Raw genomic sequence first — 15,166 nt, forward strand, 5'->3', positions numbered from 1 at the left:
CGTCAATGATCTGGAAGCGGCCCTGCTTGGACTTCTTGATCGGCTTCTGCCCGGTGATCATCATCATCGGCATGCCGCCCAGGTAGGCGTAGGCGCTGGCGGTGACCAGGTTGGTGGCGCCAGGGCCGAGGGTTGACAGGCTTACGCCGGTCTTGCCGGTCAGGCGACCGTAGGTGGCAGCCATGAAACCTGCAGACTGCTCATGACGGGTCAGTACCAGCTTGATCTTCGACTTGCGCAGGGATTCGAGCAGGTCGAGGTTTTCCTCACCGGGAATGCCGAATACATACTCGACACCTTCGTTTTCCAGGCATTGCACAACGACATCGGCGGCCTTGGCCATTTGGGGTACTACCTCAAAATCTTCGTGGGATTGCAGATTTATTAAGCTGTGTGACTGAGATGTTGCAGGATGTCTCAGTGGCGCGCATCGTAGGCCCTCTGGTTAATAATAATAAATATATTGTTATGATGCTTGGCATCACATTTCGTTATGAATGCTCCAGGCATGAAAGGTAGTTCCCCTCAATGAACCTCAAGGCATTGCGCTGCTGCGTCGAGATCGTCCGGCAGGGCAGCTTCACCAAGGCCGCGCAGCACCTGCACATTGCCCAGCCGGCGCTGAGCATGGCGGTTACCCGGCTGGAAGAAGAACTGGGCGTGACCTTGTTCAACCGCACTACCCGCAAAGTCATACTCACTGCCGAGGGCGAGCAGTTCCTGCCACGCATTGCCTCGGCGCTGCGCGAGATGGATATTGCCCGGCAAGAGCTGCGCGACATGGCCGACCTGAAACGAGGCGAAGTGCGCCTGGGCATTCCGCCGATGTTCGGCCTGCACTACGTGCCCGGGTTGATGAACGCCTTCCGCCAGTTGTACCCGGGCATTGCCATGACCGTGTTCGAAGGCAGTGCCGAAGATATTGGCCAGCGACTGGAGCAGCGGGAAATCGACTTGGCCCTGCTGGAGTCCAGGCGCGTACCGCCCGACAAGGAATCGATCCTGCTGGGCAGTGACGAGATGCTGGGCTGCATGCACCCCGACCATCCCTATGCCGGCAAGGCCTTTCTCACCGCCGAAGACTTGCGCAATACCGATATGGTGGTATTTGACCGTACGTTCGTGCAGCGCCAGCTGCTGGACGCGTTTTTCGCCGAGCATGGCATCACCTACCAGGTGGCCCTGCAGAGCAACTTCGTTTCGCTGGTGGTGCAGGCTGCGCTGGACAACATGGGCGTGGCCACCCTGCTGCGCTCGGTGCAGCAGCGTACCCCGGGCATCGTCGGCGTGCCGTTCCGGCCGGCGCAGCAGATGAGCTTCCGGTTGTGCTGGCGCTCGGGGGAGTATCTGTCGTTGGCCAGCAAGCGGTTTATCGACTTTGCCGCGCAGACGCATTACCTGGAGCGTTGATACCAGCCTGTTCCGGCCCTTTCGCGGCTAAAGCCGCTCCACAGGGATCTCGCAGGCTTCTGGATTCTGAGCAAGACAGTAGCTCCCACAGGTGTTGCGCGGTACCTGTAGGAGCGGCGTTAGCCGCGAACACCGGCAAAGCCGGTGCCAGGCCCCACATTGCTGCCAGGTCGTTCGGTAGTACATTTGTACTCCACCCGATAGCACGCCAACAATCCGCCGGGTATCGATCTGCATTTGTCGCGATACAACCCGTTCAAGTGCCAGCGAAAACTGTTGATTCATTGCATTTCGACAGGTTCTTGCCTGCGCTTCGCCTCCCTACAATGGCCTCACAACAACAAACGAGCCCAGCTCCGTGAGGCACGCCCCCCATGTACAGAGACCACATCGTCAAACCGCGCGCCACTGACAACCCGGCCTTCATGGGCCTGGTCACTGCCGTGATATTTGCGCTCGCCCTGCTTTATGGCGTCGGCGACGGTAGCCTGGCCCGGCTGATGGGGCCGATCGTGCTCGACCTGCAGGCACCTTTGCTGCGCAACATCGCGGTGGCCGGGACGCTGGCAATCACCCTGGTACTGAACCTGTTCATCCTCGGCCGTTTTCCGCTGCGGGCCCAGGTGATCACGGTCTGGTGCGAACTGTTGCTGCTGTTCCTGCTGTTCTTCGGCACCTTCGACCTGTCCTACAGCTTCATCGCCAGCAAGGTTGGCTTCATGATCACCCAAGGGGTGTTCACGACTGTCTACGTCTCCACGATCTCGATCGCCATCGCCTTCGTCCTGGCACTGCTGGGCGCCACCGCACGGTTGTCGTCCAACGGCTTCGCCATCGCCATTGCCAGCTTCTACACATCGTTTTTCCGCGGCGTGCCACTGCTGATCCAGATCTACCTGATCTACCTCGGCATCCCCCAGCTCGGCTATGTGGTCGGCGCAGTGCCGGCAGGCATCCTGGCGTTGTCGCTGTGTTACGGCGCCTATATGACCGAGATCTTCCGTGCCGGCATCAGCAGCATCCCGCGCGGTCAATGGGAAGCCTCGCGGGCGATTGGCCTGACACCCTTCCAGGCCATGACCCGGGTGATCCTGCCGCAGTCGATGCGGCTGATCATCCCGCCTACGGGCAACCAGTTCATCTCCATGCTCAAGGACAGCTCGCTGGTGTCGGTAATCGGCGTCTGGGAGTTGATGTTCCTCGCCCGCACCCAAGGCCGTGCAGAGTTCCGCCACCTGGAAATGCTGATCACCGCCGCTGTCCTGTACTGGGTCCTGTCGATCCTGCTGGAAACCGTGCAGTCACGTCTGGAAAAACGTTTCGACCGCGCACACCGCTGATCGAGGAGCCTGATGATGAACCAGCCTTTCACCCCCGCTGCCACCCAGGCCGCCGTGTCCATTCGCGGCCTGCAGAAATGGTACGGCGAGTTTCACGTGCTCAAGGGCATCGACCTGGAGATCGCCAGCGGCGAGATCGTGGTGGTCTGTGGCCCGTCCGGCTCGGGCAAGTCCACGCTGATCCGCTGCCTGAACCTGCTTGAGGACTTCCAGAAAGGCCAGGTGCTGATCGCCGGCAACCCGCTGGGCCGCGACGCCGCCAGCGTGGCTGCCGTGCGCCGCCAGGTGGGCATGGTGTTCCAGCAGTTCAACCTGTTCCCGCACCTGACCGTGCTGGAAAACCTGATGCTCGGCCCGCGCCTGGTCAGCAAGCTCAGCGACACCCAGGCCCGCGCGCTGGCCCTGGAGTACCTGGACCGGGTGCGTATCGCCAGCCAGGCCGACAAGTTTCCGGGGCAGCTTTCCGGCGGCCAGCAACAGCGCGTGGCGATTGCCCGAGCGCTGTGCATGAAGCCGCGGATCATGCTGTTCGACGAACCCACCTCGGCGCTGGACCCGGAAATGGTCAAGGAGGTGCTCGACGTGATGGGCGAACTGGCCCAGGACGGCATCACCATGCTTTGCGTCACCCACGAAATGGGCTTTGCCCGACGGGTCGCCGACCGCATCATTTTCATGGACCACGGCCAGGTCATCGAGCAGGGCCAGCCCAGCGAATTCTTCGACAACCCACGCCATGCGCGCGCCAGGGAGTTTCTCTCGCAGATCCTCAGCCACTGAGGCCTGTGTCTACCGCTGTGCCAACACCACAACAACAAACGCATACCCGGAGACTTACCGAATGAACCCAGTCGCACGCTTGTTCGCTTCTACCGCCGTCGCCGCCAGCCTGGCCCTGATGGCCAGCACCGCCTGGGCGGGCGCCACCCTGGAGCGCATCCACCAGGGCAAGGTGATGAAAGTGGCCACGGCGGCCAACTGGCCACCGCAGTCGTTCCTCGGCGAGGACAACACACTCCAGGGCTTCGACATCGACGTGGCCAACGAGATCGGCAAACGCCTGGGCACCCAGGTGGCGTTCGTCACCCCCGAGTACGGCATCATCACCGCCGGACGCTGGGCCAGCCGCTGGGACCTGTCGGTCGGCTCGATGACGCCCACCACCGAACGTGGCCGGGTGCTCGACTTCCCGGCGATCTACTACTACACCCCGTACGTATTCGCCGTGCACAAGGACGCCGCCGGCGCCAGCGCTGCCGACCTCAACGGCAAGACCATCGGCGTCGAAGCGGGCACCACCTCCGAGGACTACATCAACCGTCGGTTGAAGATCGACGCGGCGGACGTGCCCGCCTTCAGCTACAGCGTCGAGCCGGGCGCTGTACAGACCTACGGCGACAGCATGGGCCCGCTGGATGACCTGCGCATGGGCAATGGCACGCGCCTGGACGCCACGCTGTCGGCGCTGCCAACCATCATGGGCGCGATCAAGGCCGGCTACCCGATTGCCCCGGTGCAGGGCAAGCCCGCCTACTACGAGCCGCTGGCCATCGCCACCGACAAGGGCGACGACGCCTTCAACGCCGAGCTGGCCAAGGCCGTCGACGGCATGAAGGCCGACGGCACGCTGAAGCAGCTGTCCGAGAAGTGGTACGGCGCCGACCTCACGCAAGTCCAGTAACCCCTGACCCGCAGGCCAGCGCCCTTCTGCTGAAGGGCGTGCGGCCGCCCCGTGCCCGCCAGACCTGCAAACCCTAGCCAAAGGAAGCCCCAGGCGATGTCCAGCTACAGCAACAACTACTACACCGGGACCATGCGCCCCGCCGCGCAGCGCCCGGCACTGAGCGGCCAGACCCGCGCTGACGTGTGCGTCATCGGCGGTGGCCTGGCCGGCCTGAGCGTGGCCCGCGAACTGCTGGCGCGTGGTCGTTCGGTGGTACTGCTCGAGGCCGCACGGGTGGCCTGGGGCGCTTCCGGGCGCAATGGCGGCTTCGTGCTGCAAGGCTGGTCCGAAGGGCTTTCGGCGATCGAGGGACGCTGCGGCAAGCCCACCGCCGCTGCATTGTTCCGCTTGTCGCTGGAAGGGGTGGATATCGTCCGCGACACCATCGCGCAGAACCAGTTGCCAGGCTGCGCTGCCACTGCCGGCAAGCTCAGCGTGGTGCGCTACGACGACGCCGACAACTTGCAGCGCACCCGCGACCGCATGGCCCGCGACTTCGGTTTCGAGATGGAATACCTGGGTACCGATGCGCTGCGCAGCCGCCTGAACACCGACCGCTACTTCCAGGGCTTGCGCGACAGCCACGGTTTTCATTTCCACCCACTGAACTACTGCCTCGGCCTGGCCGAACTGGTCGAGCTTGCCGGTGGCCGCATTCACGAACAGTCGCCCATGTTGCAGGTACAGCACAACAACGGCCATCATCGCGTGAGCACCGCCCACGGCGCGGTTATCTGCAACGACGTGGTGTATTGCTGCGGCGGCTACGGTGGCCCCGAGTTCGGCGCGCTGCGCCGGGCGTTCTTGCCGATTGCCACCTATGTCGTGCTCACCGAACACCTGGGTGAGCGCTTGCGTGACGTGGTACGTACCACGGATGCGGTGGGTGACAACCGCCGCGCCTCGGACTACTACCGCATTGTCGAAGGCGACCGCCTGCTGTGGGGCGGCCATATCACCACGCGCAACCTGCAGGACGAACAGCGCCTGGGGCAGTTGCTGACCCGCGACATCCTGAGCGTGTACCCACAGTTGCAGGGCCTGAAAATTGCCAAGGCCTGGTCCGGGCTGATGGGCTACGCCCGCCACAAGATGCCGCACATCGGCCCGCTGGGCCCGGGGCTGTGGGCCTGTACTTCATTTGGGGGCCATGGTATGAACACCGCACCCGTGGGCGCGCGAGTGGTCGCCGAGGCGGTCTGCGGCGAAACCGACCGCTACCGCCTGTTCGACGCCTATGGGCTGCAATGGAACGGCGGACCATTCGGGCCGGCCGCGGCCCAGACCGTGTATGCCGGGCTTAAGCTGATGGACAAGTTCCAGGAAGCCCGCGCGCAGCACAGCAACTAGAACGACAACCAGGAACTGCCATGGACGCCCTCCCCCCCGGCGCACTGTTCAAACTCACCGAAAAGGACAGGCAATTGCTGGCGCTGCTGCAGGCCAACGCCCGCGAGCCCACCGCGTCGCTGGCGCGCAAGCTGGGCGTATCGCGCTCGGCGGTGCAAGAGCGCATCAACCGCCTGGAAAACGCCGGGGTGATCACCGGCTACAGCGTGCGCATCGACCAGGACAAGCTGCAGCAGGTGATCAACTGCTTCACCATGACCTCGTGCAGCAACAAGAGCTACACCGACGTGATGACCACCTTGCGCAAGATGGACTCGGTGCAGGCGGTGTATGCGGTGTCGGGCGAAATGGATTTCATCATCCACCTGACCACACACACCCTGGGCGAGCTGAATGCCGAGCTGACGTGTATCAACATGATCAAGGGCGTGACCCATACGGCTTCGCACATTGTGATGGAGACCAAGTTCAGCAAGAAGCTGACATTGTGATTGCGGTTCGTATTGTTTGCCGCGAGTTCCCCTGGATGATGAAAATCCCAAGGCAGCGCCCAAAGCCAATAACCCGTTGATACGCACCGGACGCCAGCCGAAATGCGTGGAAGCTCGGCGCTTCCTCGACGTTGCAGTCACAGATTGACTATGATCCCACCTTGAACGTTTCAGCATGTTTCAATAAGGATCCAGATGTCAGTCCAGGAACACCCCCCTCTCCCCAGTAAAAGCATCGTCGCCAAGATGGAAGCGGCCATGGCGCTGGGCAGCTTCGCCATCGGCACCGGCGAGTTCGCCATCATGGGCCTGATGCCCGACATCGCCAGCAACCTGCAATTGAGCGAACCGCAAGTGGGCCATGCAATCAGTGCCTATGCGCTGGGGGTCATGGTCGGTGCCCCCACGCTGGCGATTCTCGGCGCCAAGCTGCTGCGCAAGCACATGCTGCTGCTGTTGATGCTGCTGTATGCCCTCGGCAACCTGGCAACCGCTTTCGCGCCCTCATTCGGTGGCCTGGTCGCGTTCCGCTTCATCAGCGGCCTGCCCCACGGCGCCTACTTCGGCATCGCCGCGGTAGTGGCATCGAGCATGGTGGCCAAGGACCAGCGGGCAGGTGCGGTGGCGCGGGTGATGATGGGGCTGACCCTGGCCATGCTGCTTGGCAACCCGGTCGCCACGCTGCTGGGCCAGTACTTCGGTTGGCGTTCGGCATTCGTGCTGGTGGGCGCCATCGCGTTGTGCACCATGGTGCTGGTGTGGCGTTGCGTGCCCCAACGTCACGATGAAGTGCGCAGTGACCCGCGTAAGGAACTGCAGGCCTTTGCCCTGCCGCAGGTATGGATGGCACTGGCCATCGCCTCGATCGGTTTTGCCGGCATGTTCTGCGTGTTCAGCTACCTGGCACCGACCATGCTGCAGGTGACCCAGGCGTCGCCGCAATGGATTCCATTCGGCCTGGCGGCATTCGGCGTGGGCGGCATCGTCGGTAACATCGCGGGCGGCAAACTGTTCGACCGCCTGCAGTTCCGCGCTGTGGGGCTGGTACTGGTGTGGTCGGTTGCTGTGCTGCTGTTCTTCACCTTTGCCGCGCAGGCACTGTGGAGCCTGCTGCTGGGCATTGCCCTGGTAGGCACCATGATTGTCCTGGCAGCGCCGCTGCAGATCCGCCTGATGGACATTGCCCATGAAGCCCCAAGCCTGGCGGCGGCATCGAACCATGCGGCGTTCAACCTGGCCAATGCGCTGGGGCCGTGGCTGGGTGGCATGGCGATCACTGCAGGCATGGGCTGGACCAGCACCGGGTACATCGGTGCTGCGACGGCGCTGGTCGGCCTGGGTATCTACCTGGTGGCGCGGCGGATGAAGGGCGGGCATTGAGGCCAGCCTTCGGGGCGAATGCCAGTCAGTCAAGCAATCGGGGCCGCTTTGCGGCCCATCGCCTGTAGACGCAGCCTTGTGCTGCGAAAAGGCCTGTCTGATATGTACATGCATTGCCAATACTGGACTCTTCGCAGCGCAAGGCTGCTCCTACAGATATGACGTTCCTTTCAAGGAGACGATGATGCAATACGTGAAACTGGGCAGTACCGGGCTCGATATCTCCAGGCTGTGCCTGGGCTGCATGACCTTTGGCGAGCCGGATGCCGGCACCCACCCGTGGACCTTGGGCGAAGACGCCAGCCGGCCGATCATCCGCCACGCCGTCGAGCAAGGGATCAACTTCTTCGACACGGCCAACAGCTATTCCGCCGGCACCTCGGAAATCATCGTTGGCAAACTGCTCAGGGAATTCACCCGCCGCGAAGAAACGGTGATCGCCACCAAGGTGTTCTTCCCCGCCAACATGTGGGAAGGCGCCACCCGCCCCAATGAGCAAGGCCTGTCGCGCAAGGCAATCATGGCCAGCATCGACGCCAGCCTCACCCGCCTGGGCACCGACTACGTCGACCTGTACCAGATTCACCGCTGGGACTACCACACCCCCATCGAGGAAACCATGGAAGCCCTGCATGACGTGGTCAAGGCCGGCAAGGCGCGCTACATCGGCGCCTCGTCGATGTACGCCTGGCAGTTCGCCAAGGCCCAGCAGGTAGCGGCCAGCAACGGCTGGAGCCGATTCGTGTCGATGCAGAACTACCTCAACCTGATCTACCGCGAGGAAGAACGCGAGATGATCCCGCTGTGCCTGGACCAGGGCGTTGGCCTGATGCCCTGGAGCCCGATGGCCCGTGGCCGCCTGACCCGGCCGCACGGGTTGCAGACCGAGCGCACGCGCACCGATGTGTCCGGGCAGTCGTTCTATGAAAAGACCGAGCTGGAAGACGGCCGGGTGATCGATGTGGTCGAGCAGATCGCCGGCGAACGCGGCGTGCCAATGGCCCAGGTGGCGCTGGCGTGGGTGTTGGGCAAACCTGGCGTATCAGCGCCGATTGTCGGTGCATCGAAACCGGGGCACCTGGATGATGCGCTGGCGGCAATGGGGCTGCAGCTGAGCGCAGACGAAGTGGCCCGGCTGCAGGCGCCTTACGTGCCCCACGCGGTGACCGGCTTCAAGTAGCGCTGGACGCGGAAAATGCTCGACTCTGACACCTTCAGCCGCATGGGCAGCAACGACCCGAACCGACCACTGGGGTGGCTAGGCGAGCTAGTCACCCACGGCGAAAGCATTACAATGCGCGCCCCAATCTGAAATATGTTTTCCCCATGAAATCACTGCTTTACGCCGTAACCTTAGTGTTTTCCTTCACCCTGCCCGCCTTGGCCAACCCGCCTGCGACCTTCACCGAGGCCAAGGTGGTAGCCAAACAGAAGGTTTATCTGGACCAGGCCAGCAGTGCCATGGGCGACCTGTACTGCGGTTGCAAATGGACTTGGGTGGGCAAGTCTGGCGGGCGCATTGATGCGGCCTCCTGCGGTTACCAGACCCGCAAGCAGCAGAACCGCGCCGAGCGTACCGAGTGGGAACATATCGTGCCCGCGCACACCTTCGGCAACCAGCGCCAGTGCTGGAAGAACGGCGGCCGCGAGCACTGCGTGGATGACGACCCGGTGTTCCGCGCCATGGAGGCCGACCTGTTCAACCTGTACCCGGCCGTGGGTGAGGTGAATGGTGACCGCAGCAACTTCAATTATGGAATGGTCGCCGGCAATAGCGGCGAATATGGCCAGTGCACCACCAAGGTCGATTTCGCCCAGCGCGCTGCGGAGCCGCGTGACGAAGTGAAAGGTCTGGTAGCCCGCACCACGTTCTACATGTTCGACCGTTACAAGTTGAGCATGTCGCGCCAGCAACAGCAGTTGTTGATGGCCTGGGACAAGCAGCACCCGGTATCGGCCTGGGAAAAAGAGCGCGACCGGCGCATTGCCGCGATCATGGGGCATGCCAACCCGTTCGTGACCGGCGAGCGCAAATGGACAGCCGACTACAAGCCGGCAGGCGCTGGTGTGGTGCAAGCGGTGCCGGCCAAGGCGGCTAAGCCAGAGGCCAAGCCGAGCCTGGCCAGTGCCGGGTCGGTAGGCGCGGTGCTGGGCAACCGCAACAGCCACGTTTATCACCTATCGGTGGGTTGCCCGGGCTACAACCAGGTGGCGGCAAAGAACCAGGTCAGCTTCGCCACCGAAGGAGAGGCGCAGGCAGCGGGTTATCGAAAAGCCGGTAATTGTCGCTAGATCTGCATGGTATCTGGGGCTGCTGCGCAGCCCATCGCCGGCAAGCCAGCTCCCACAGGTCTTTGAAGGCTTGGGCCATCGCAGGCAAGCCAGCTACCACAGATCTTTGGTGGCTTGGGCCTTGCGCAGTCCGTGTGGGAGCTGGCTTGCCGGCGATGGGCCGCAACGCGGCCCCTTGATTTCAAGCACCACACACTTCATTAACCAGGTTCGCAGGCCGCTCACCGGCCAGCGCGCTGAGCAAGTTGTCCACCGCACACCGCGCCATGGCCTGACGGGTTTCCTCGGTCGCCGAGCCGATATGCGGTGTCGCCACCACGTTATCAAGCTGCAACAGCGGCGAATCCACCGCCAACGGCTCGTGCACAAAAACATCCAGCCCCGCCCCGCGTATGCGCCGGGCCCGCAGCGCCTCGATCAGCGCCTCCTCATCCACCACGCGCCCACGCGAGATGTTCACCAGTATCGCCTCAGGCTTCATCAGCGCCAGTTCACGTGCGCCAATCAGGCCTTCGGTGTTGGCACTGAGCGGCACCGTCAGGCAAACGAAATCCGCCTGTTGCAACAGCTCATCCAGGCTGCATTGGCGCGCGGCATAACGCGCCTCCACTTCGGGCCTGGCGTTTCGGCTATGGTAGAGCACGCGCATACCAAAGCCCGCCGCAGCACGCCGGGCCAGGGCTTCGCCGATACGGCCCATGCCGACGATACCCAGCGTCTTGCCATGCACATCACTGCCAAACTGTGCGGGCCCCAGGTTGGCCTGCCAGCGCCCTTCACGCACCCAGTTCGCCAGCTCCACTACCCGCCTGGCAGTCGCCAGGATCAGGGCAAACCCCGTGTCGGCAGTAGTTTCGGTGAGCACGTCAGGTGTGTTGGTCAACATCACGCCTCGCCGGTTGAGCTCGGCAATGTCATAGTTGTCCACGCCCACCGAAACGCTGGACACGACCTCCAGCTGTGGTGCCAGGTCGAGCAGGCCGGCGTCCACACGCAAGCTCGCGCCCAGCAACCCATGGGCGCCCGGCAAGGCGTCGCGCAAGCGGGCCAGGCCATCGGCCTGGGTAGTGTCCACCCAAGTCACCTCGACCCGCTCGTGCAAGCGTGCCATCAGGTCATCGGACAGGCGTTTGTACAGCACGATTCGCTTTTTCATTGCGGTTTCCTAATGATTCATGGCAAGGCGCGAGCTGCCGCGTTTGGCTCGACCAGATGTCTGCGAGGTATTGAGTACGGCAGTCAGCGCCACTGCGGTGAGCAGCGCGCCACACATGAACAGGTACGACGCGCCCGGGCCACCGGTGGCGCCGTTGAGGTAGCCCACCAGCCACGAGCCGCCGAAAGAGCCCAGCGCGCCCATGCTGTTGATCAGCGCCATGGCGCCGCCGGCAACGTTGGCTGGCAGGATTTCGGGGACGATGGCGAAGAACGGGCCATACGGTGCATACATGCAAGCGCCGGCGACCACCAGCAGCGCATACGACAGCCAGAAGTGCTCGGTGCCCAAGGCATACGAGCCGTAGAACGCCACGGCAGCAATCAGCAGCGGCGGCCAGACGAAGCGCTTGCGCTTCTGCAGGCGGTCGGATGCCCAGGACACCCCGACCATGGCCAGCACGGCCGCCAGGTAAGGCACCGATGCCAGCCAGCCGGCCTGGACGATATCGACGTTGGCCGCCTGCTTGAGAATCGACGGCAGCCAGAGAACGAAGCCATAAACGCCGATGCTCCAGCAGAAGTACTGCAGCGCCAGGATGATCACCTGCGGCGAACGGAACGCCTCGCGGTAGTTCTTCATCGGTTTGATGCCCTGCTGCTCGGCCGCCAGCGCCTGCTGCAAGTCAGCCTTCTCCTGCTCGCTCAGCCAGCTCACCTGGGCCGGCCGGTCGTCCACCAGGCGCCACCAGAAAAATGCCCAGATGACCGCCGGGAGGCCCTCGATGATGAACATCCAGCGCCAGTCGAAGTGTTTGATCAGGTAGCCCGATACCACCGACATCCACAGGATCGTCACCGGGTTGCCGAGCATCAGGAAGGTATTGGCCCGCGAACGCTCGGCACGCGTGAACCAATGGCACAGGTACACCAGCATCGCCGGCATCACTGCCGCCTCCACCACCCCGAGCAGGAAGCGGATCCCGATCAGCATGTACACGTTGCTGACCATGCCGGTGAGCGTGGCAAGCCCGCCCCAGAGGATCAACGAAACGAAGATCAGCTTTTTTACGCTGCGCTTTTCGGCATAGATGGCGCCGGGTACCTGGAAGAAGAAGTACCCGAGGAAGAACAGCGCCCCCAGCAGCGACGACAGCACGGGGGTGATGTGCAGGTCTTCGGCCATGCCGGAAGCTGCAGCGAAACCGTAATTGGCGCGGTCCAGGTACGCCAGGCTATAGGTGAAGAACACGATCGGTATGATGTACCACCAGCGGCGCGGTGCCAGGCTTTGGCTTTGCATGGTTTGTTTCTCCTGAGCTTTTTGTTTTTGTTGCAACAGGTGACGCGGTTCGGCTGTTCACGCGCTGATGCGCAGTTCGTGAGCCTCCAGTTCATGGCGCAATGGCAACCCTTCCATGTCGCCGCGCGACTGCACGGCGCGGCTGCCGCACCAGTTGCCACGCGCTACCGCCCCGGCCACTGCGCGGCCTTCCAGTAGCGCACTGAGCACGCCCACGGCAAAGGCATCGCCAGCGCCGACGGTGTCCACCACCTGGCTGACCGGCACCGAAGCCACCTGCCCTTCGCCCTTGGCGCTGCGGAAATAGGCCCCCGCGTCGCCCAGCTTGATCACTACCAGCTCTACCCCCTGGTCGAGGTAGAAAGCGGCGATGTCTGCCGGGGTATGCTGGCCGGTCAGCAACCGGCCCTCTTCCAGGCCCGGCAAGACCCAGTCGGCCTTGACCGCCAGGCGGTTGATCTCCCGCACCATGGTGCGGGGGTCCGGCCACAGCGACGGGCGCAGGTTGGGGTCGAACGAGATGCTGCGCCCGGCTGCGCGCATGGCGTCCACCAGTGCGTGGGACAAGGCCCTACAGCCCTCCGACAGCGCCAGCGGGATGCCGGTGGCGTGCAAGTGACGGGCCTGCAGCAAACCTGGGGCCACGTGCGCTGGCGACAGCCGGCTGGCCGCCGAGCCGCGGCGGAAATACTCCACCGCCGGGTCACTGCCATCGTCGCAGCGGGCCTTGAGCTGGAAGCCGGTGGGGCAACTGGCGTCCACCTCGACGGCGGAGCAGTCCAGGCCTTCGCGGCGCAGGCTGTCGAGCACGAAACGGCCCAGCGAATCGTTGCCTACACGGCTCAGCCAGCGGACCTTGAAGCCCAGCCGCGCAAGGCCGATGGCAACATTGCTGTCGGCGCCGGCAATGCGCTTGCCAAACTGGCCGGCACTGGCCAGGTCCCCCGCCTGCTCAGCGACGAACATGGCCATGGTCTCGCCGAAGCACAGCACGTCTTGCTCATGCATGGCTCAGCTCCCCGGTCGATGCCGCCTGCAGCCCCAGCAGCGACAGGTCGCGCACCTGAGCACGGGTCAGCGTCAGCAGGTCGTCGCTGACCAGCGGGTACTCGACGGCGCGCACCACACCCGGGGCGAATTCCGCCATGAGCCCGGCCCACTCCCGCAGGTCGGCTGCTTGGGGTGGTACGGCAGCCAGACGACCATCGGCCAGGCGCTGAACGGCTTTGCAGTGCACATAGCGCACCCACCGGCCAAGTTGGCGCGCGGCTTGTGCTGCAGGCTCGCCCTGCCACTGCCAGTTACCAATGTCGAAGGTCATGCCCAGGCGCAGCCCAAGCTGGTCGGCGCGCTGCAAGAAGTGCTGCAGCGGTTCGATACGACCGCCTTGGCGAGTCTGGTCGTTCTCCACCAGCAGCAGCGGCCCGTGCACAGGCAACAGCGCTGCCAGGGCGGCCATGTCGCAGCGCTCATGGTAGTGCCCCAGCGAAACCTTGAGCGCTACCGCCCCCAGGGCGTGAGCAGTGTCCAGCTTGTGCGTCAATTGCGGGTCAGGCAGGCCTTGCTCGGTCCACAGTTCAAGCGGTGTGGAATACAGGCACTCCAGGTCCAGCGCGGCAATGACCGCACCCAGCGCTGCTGCGTCGGGAGTAGTGGCGAACAACTCTTCGCGCAACTCGACACGGGCGACGCCGGCGGCTGCCAGCAGGTCAAGAAACTGCTCCTGGCCACGTTGCCGGACAAAGTCGGCGCCGTAGCTGGAGAGGCTGATGGAAACGGGGTTCGCGTGCATTGTTGTCGTCCTTATGAAACCGGTTTCATTTGTTGTCGACAGCAGGCACGCCAATGCCTGCCACTGGTTAGCGTGGGTGAGTTGAACCGCGGATGATCAGGTCGGCCTTGAAGTCGATGCGCCGGGCTGCCCCGCTGACGCCGCGCAGGCGGCCGAGCAGGCTTTCGAATGCCGTCACGCCGATACGCTCGGTGGGCTGGGCCAGGGCTGTGATACCCGTGCCGACCAAGGGGAACCAGTCGAGGTCGTCGAGGGCGATCAGCCCGACGTCTGCGAACAGATTGCGCCTGGCCTCGTGCAGGGCGCGGGTCACCGCCAAGGTGGCGACGCCGTTGCAGGTGAAGATGGCCTGCGGGCCATGGCCGCTGGCGGCCAGAAACGAAGCCAGCTGGGCGCCCAGCCCGGCGCTGGTTTCCAGCACCTGCTGGCGCATGCCGGGGCGACGGCTGATCGACTGGCCGAACGCTTGCACCCGCTCCTGCCGCGAGCTGGTGCCATCGAGCGGCTCGGTGACGGCCAGGATATCCCGGTAACCTTGTGCCTGGAGGTGGTCGAGCGCTTGCTCGACCGCATCGAAGTTATCCAGGCCGACCAGGTCGACCTCCAGCTCGGGCAACTGGCGGTCGATCAGTACCATGGGGATTTCGCGTTGCAAATTGAACAGTTCGCCGGGGTGATGGCCGAGAGTGTTCACGATCAGCCCTTCGACGTTGTAGCTCTGCAGGGCTACCAGGTGATGGCGCTCCTGCTCGTCGTCGCGGTTGGTGTTGCATACCACCAGGCTGTAGCCGTGCTGACGGCAGGCGGTTTCCACACCATGCATCACCGCCACTGAATAAGGGTTGAGGATATCGGCCACCAGCATGCCGATCAGGCGCGTCTGGCCGCGCTTCAGCCCACGGGCCATCTGGTTGGGACGGTAGCCGAGGC

15 protein-coding genes are annotated in these 15,166 nt (G+C 63.7%); 9 read left to right on the forward strand and 6 right to left on the reverse strand.

Annotated features, from left to right (window positions below):
• The coding region (locus HP547_RS13115; protein WP_256676328.1) for a thiamine pyrophosphate-binding protein at positions 1-343 on the reverse strand (343 nt) is incomplete at its 3' end.
• A gap of 185 nt (positions 344-528) precedes the next feature.
• On the opposite strand from HP547_RS13115, the gene HP547_RS13120 reads away from it, so the two are divergent.
• From HP547_RS13120 to HP547_RS13160, 9 genes are all read left to right on the forward strand, one after another.
• The gene (locus HP547_RS13120; protein WP_172227535.1) at positions 529-1,410 is read left to right on the forward strand and encodes a LysR family transcriptional regulator; all 882 of its coding nucleotides are present in this window, start codon (positions 529-531) and stop codon (positions 1,408-1,410) included.
• 374 nt (positions 1,411-1,784) lie between these two features.
• On the forward strand, positions 1,785-2,750 hold the full coding sequence (locus HP547_RS13125; RefSeq protein ID WP_172286504.1) for an amino acid ABC transporter permease: 966 nt from the start codon (positions 1,785-1,787) through the stop codon (positions 2,748-2,750).
• Positions 2,751-2,765: 15 nt separating this feature from the next.
• Positions 2,766-3,530, forward strand: coding sequence for an amino acid ABC transporter ATP-binding protein (locus tag HP547_RS13130; RefSeq protein WP_172286505.1), 765 nt, complete (start codon positions 2,766-2,768; stop codon positions 3,528-3,530).
• Positions 3,531-3,591: 61 nt separating this feature from the next.
• Entirely contained in the window at positions 3,592-4,431 is an 840-nt protein-coding gene (locus HP547_RS13135; protein WP_172227529.1) for an ABC transporter substrate-binding protein, read from the forward strand.
• Between the two features lie 96 nt (positions 4,432-4,527).
• Positions 4,528-5,823: an FAD-binding oxidoreductase gene (locus HP547_RS13140; RefSeq protein ID WP_172286506.1), complete on the forward strand. Its 1,296-nt coding sequence runs from the start codon at positions 4,528-4,530 to the stop codon at positions 5,821-5,823.
• A 20-nt stretch (positions 5,824-5,843) separates the two neighbouring features.
• Positions 5,844-6,314: an Lrp/AsnC family transcriptional regulator gene (locus HP547_RS13145; RefSeq protein ID WP_172227525.1), complete on the forward strand. Its 471-nt coding sequence runs from the start codon at positions 5,844-5,846 to the stop codon at positions 6,312-6,314.
• A gap of 195 nt (positions 6,315-6,509) precedes the next feature.
• Positions 6,510-7,694 carry an MFS transporter gene (locus HP547_RS13150; protein ID WP_172286507.1) on the forward strand — a complete coding sequence of 395 codons (1,185 nt, stop codon included), beginning with the start codon at positions 6,510-6,512 and terminating at the stop codon, positions 7,692-7,694.
• A 184-nt stretch (positions 7,695-7,878) separates the two neighbouring features.
• Positions 7,879-8,874, forward strand: a complete 996-nt coding sequence (locus tag HP547_RS13155; RefSeq protein ID WP_172286508.1) for an aldo/keto reductase — start codon at positions 7,879-7,881, stop codon at positions 8,872-8,874.
• Positions 8,875-9,020: 146 nt separating this feature from the next.
• Positions 9,021-9,986: an endonuclease gene (locus tag HP547_RS13160; protein ID WP_172286509.1), complete on the forward strand. Its 966-nt coding sequence runs from the start codon at positions 9,021-9,023 to the stop codon at positions 9,984-9,986.
• Between the two features lie 181 nt (positions 9,987-10,167).
• Here the strand turns inward: HP547_RS13160 and HP547_RS13165 are convergent, their stop codons facing one another.
• From HP547_RS13165 to HP547_RS13185, 5 genes are all read right to left on the reverse strand, one after another.
• Entirely contained in the window at positions 10,168-11,142 is a 975-nt protein-coding gene (locus tag HP547_RS13165; RefSeq protein WP_172286510.1) for a D-glycerate dehydrogenase, read from the reverse strand.
• 9 nt (positions 11,143-11,151) lie between these two features.
• Positions 11,152-12,444, reverse strand: a complete 1,293-nt coding sequence (locus HP547_RS13170) for an MFS transporter (protein ID WP_172286511.1) — start codon at positions 12,442-12,444, stop codon at positions 11,152-11,154.
• A 57-nt stretch (positions 12,445-12,501) separates the two neighbouring features.
• Positions 12,502-13,452: a sugar kinase gene (locus tag HP547_RS13175; RefSeq protein WP_172286512.1), complete on the reverse strand. Its 951-nt coding sequence runs from the start codon at positions 13,450-13,452 to the stop codon at positions 12,502-12,504.
• A complete protein-coding gene (locus tag HP547_RS13180) occupies positions 13,445-14,236 on the reverse strand; it encodes an AP endonuclease (protein ID WP_172286513.1) in 792 nt (263 codons plus the stop codon). The genes HP547_RS13175 and HP547_RS13180 overlap by 8 nt, the downstream gene beginning before the upstream one ends.
• A 67-nt stretch (positions 14,237-14,303) precedes the next feature.
• Positions 14,304-15,166 (reverse strand): substrate-binding domain-containing protein (locus HP547_RS13185; protein ID WP_172286514.1); only part of this gene is annotated, 863 nt, incomplete at its 5' end.

Origin of the sequence: Pseudomonas sp. CM27 (assembly GCF_013179515.1) — a bacterium.
In the GTDB taxonomy this organism is placed as follows: Bacteria; Pseudomonadota; Gammaproteobacteria; order Pseudomonadales; family Pseudomonadaceae; genus Aquipseudomonas.